This window comes from Nocardioides pelophilus (assembly GCF_014180685.1).
Lineage (GTDB): Bacteria > Actinomycetota > Actinomycetes > Propionibacteriales > Nocardioidaceae > Nocardioides > Nocardioides pelophilus.
Genome location: NZ_JACEHF010000277.1, coordinates 1 through 2,402 on the forward strand (window position 1 = coordinate 1; position 2,402 = coordinate 2,402).

Annotated in this window: 3 protein-coding genes and 1 pseudogene; all 4 read right to left on the minus strand. The window is 74.1% G+C overall.

Annotated elements, in window-relative coordinates; genetic code table 11:
• Nucleotides 1-360: hypothetical protein (locus tag H0488_RS22840; protein ID WP_220794914.1), on the minus strand; the 360-nt coding region annotated here is incomplete at its 3' end.
• Between the two features lie 5 nt (nucleotides 361-365).
• Entirely contained in the window at nucleotides 366-1,337 is a 972-nt protein-coding gene (locus H0488_RS22845; protein ID WP_312856496.1) for a transglycosylase SLT domain-containing protein, read from the minus strand.
• Nucleotides 1,334-1,795: a flagellar export protein FliJ gene (locus tag H0488_RS22850; protein ID WP_183101481.1), complete on the minus strand. Its 462-nt coding sequence runs from the start codon at nucleotides 1,793-1,795 to the stop codon at nucleotides 1,334-1,336. The genes H0488_RS22845 and H0488_RS22850 overlap by 4 nt, the downstream gene beginning before the upstream one ends.
• Nucleotides 1,792-2,402, minus strand: a pseudogene (locus H0488_RS22855) (EscN/YscN/HrcN family type III secretion system ATPase); the annotation flags it as partial. The gene H0488_RS22850 and the pseudogene H0488_RS22855, both read right to left, overlap by 4 nt.

Sequence of the window (2,402 nt, forward strand, 5' to 3'; positions counted from 1 at the left end):
CTGGTCGGCTGTGCCGACGGACAGGACCAGCGGGGCGGCTCCGGGGACACCAGTGGCCGCCATCTGCTGGTACTGCAAGGACAGGGGATCGAGCTCGGCGCCGCCCTCAGCGGTCTCGCCCGTCGGGAGGACGTCGCCGACCGGCAGGGTCGAGTGCTTGCCCTCGGCCCCCGCCTCGTCCTCGACGCAGTCCCCGATCGGTGGAGGCGCGAGCTGGCCTCCCGGCTGCGCCGCGGCATCGCCGAGCGCCGCGGCGAGAGCGGACAGGAACCCGCCGTCGGAGGGGGAGGCGGCGCCGAGCACGCCGGGGCCGGTCCCGTCGGCGACAGCCGTCGCGGGAAGGGCAGGGAGAACGGGCATCAGGCTCACATCTGCTCCAGGATCGCGAGGACGCTCTTGACGTAGTTCCGGGTCTCCGGGTACGGCGGGATGCCGTCGTAGCGGAGCACCGCGCCGGGACCGGCGTTGTACGCCGCCAGGGCGAGGTCGGTGCGGCCGAACCGGTCGAGGAGCGAGGCGAGCAGCCGGGCGCCGCCGTCGATGGCCTGCCGGGGGTCGAAGGAGTTCTCCACGCCGAGGTCCCCGGCGGTGCCGGGCATCAGCTGCATGATCCCCTGCGCGCCGGCGCTGCTGACGGCGTTGGGGTCGAAGCCCGACTCCTGCTTCGCGACGGCCGCGATCAGGTCCGCCGGAACGCCGGTGCGCGCGGCCGCGGCGTTGATCAGTCCGGCGTACGGCGTGCCCGGGGGCACCTGGGCCATCGACGTGGTGTTGCGCGCCGACAAACCGTCGAGCGAGCCGGTGCCGGGACTCGTGTTCGACCCCGGCTCGATGATCCGGCGGATGTAGGTCGGCTCCGACGGAACGTCGATGATCCGCACGTCGAGCCCGGTCCGGGGCGCCTCGATCATCTTGCCGCCGCCGATGTAGATCGCGATGTGGTCGGCGCCGTTGTTGCGCGAGGAGTTGTCCCAGGCGATCAGGTCGCCGGGCTGCGCCTCGGCCAGCGAGCCCACCGCCGTCCCCGCGCGGGCCTGGTCGGCCGAGACCCGCGGCAGCTCGTAGCCCAGGTTGCGGTAGACGAGCTGGACCAGGCCGGAGCAGTCGAGCCCCTTCTCGGTGGTGCCGCCCCAGACGTAGGGGACGCCGAGGTACTTCTTCGCCTCGGCCACGACGCGGTCGCCGGTGGTCTGGCCCGGCGTCGCCGCGGCCTGCAGCTGCTCGGAGAACCGGGGCCCGGTCGCGGCCGCGGGACCGCGGGCGGGGGCGGTGGTGGCGAACTGCGCCAGCTGGAGCTGGATCTGGCTGATCCGTGCGGTGACCTGGTCGATGCTCACCCGGCCACCTCGCGTCGGTCGGTGGAGGTCTGTTCACGGAGCCAGCGCTGGGCGGCGAGGTCGTCGGCCTCCTTGGCGAGGCCACGCTCGATCGCCGCACGACGACGCGCCTCGCGCATCTCGATCAGCCGCTCGACGGCGGACAGCCGGGTCTTGGCGGCCTCCCACCGGACGCGGGCCTCGGCGCTGACCACGTCGGCACTGTCGGCGCCGCGCGACGCATCCTGCGCGGCCTCTCCGATCCGGCCGAGGTCGAGCCGGTGGCCGAGCAGCTCCTGGGGTGTCATCGGTCCTTCCGTGGTGGGGGTCGTCGCCAGCAGGGCGTGCAGCTGCTCGGCCCGCTGGTGCAGTGACCGGGACTCCGCCAGGGCGAGCTGCAGACCGAGCCGGTCGTCCTGCTCACGCACCCCGCGGACGCGGGCGACCGCGCCGAGACCGGCGTCCTGTCGCGTGCTCATGCCGACACCAGCTCGTGCAGGCGCCGCCAGGTCTCCTGGGTCGGCGTCACGTCGCCCACGGTCTGGCGGAGGAACTCGTGGATGCGGGGGAGGCGCGCCAGAGCCGCGTCGGCGTCGGCGTCGGCGCCGTCGACGTACGCGCCGATCTCGACGAGCTCCCGCACGGACCGGTGCGCGGCGAGCATCCGCCGCAGGTGGATCGCGTCGTCCTGCTGCTGCCGCGTGGTGACCGCGGTCGTCACCCGGGACACGGACTCGAGCACGTCGACGGCCGGGTAGTGCCCGGAGGTCGCGAGGTCGCGGGACAGCACGATGTGCCCGTCGAGGATCGAGCGGGCGGTGTCGCCCACGGGGTCCTGCAGGTCGTCGCCCTCGACCAGCACCGTGTAGAGCCCGGTGATCGAGCCGTGCTCCGAGGTCCCGGCGCGCTCGAGGAGCCGGGGGAGCAGGCCGAAGACGCTGGGCGGGTAGCCGCGGGTCGCGGGCGGCTCGCCGGCGGACAGCCCGATCTCGCGCTGGGCCATCGCGACCCGGGTGAGCGAGTCCATCATCAGGACGACGTGGCGGCCGGCGTCGCGGAACCACTCCGCGATCCGGGTCGCGACGA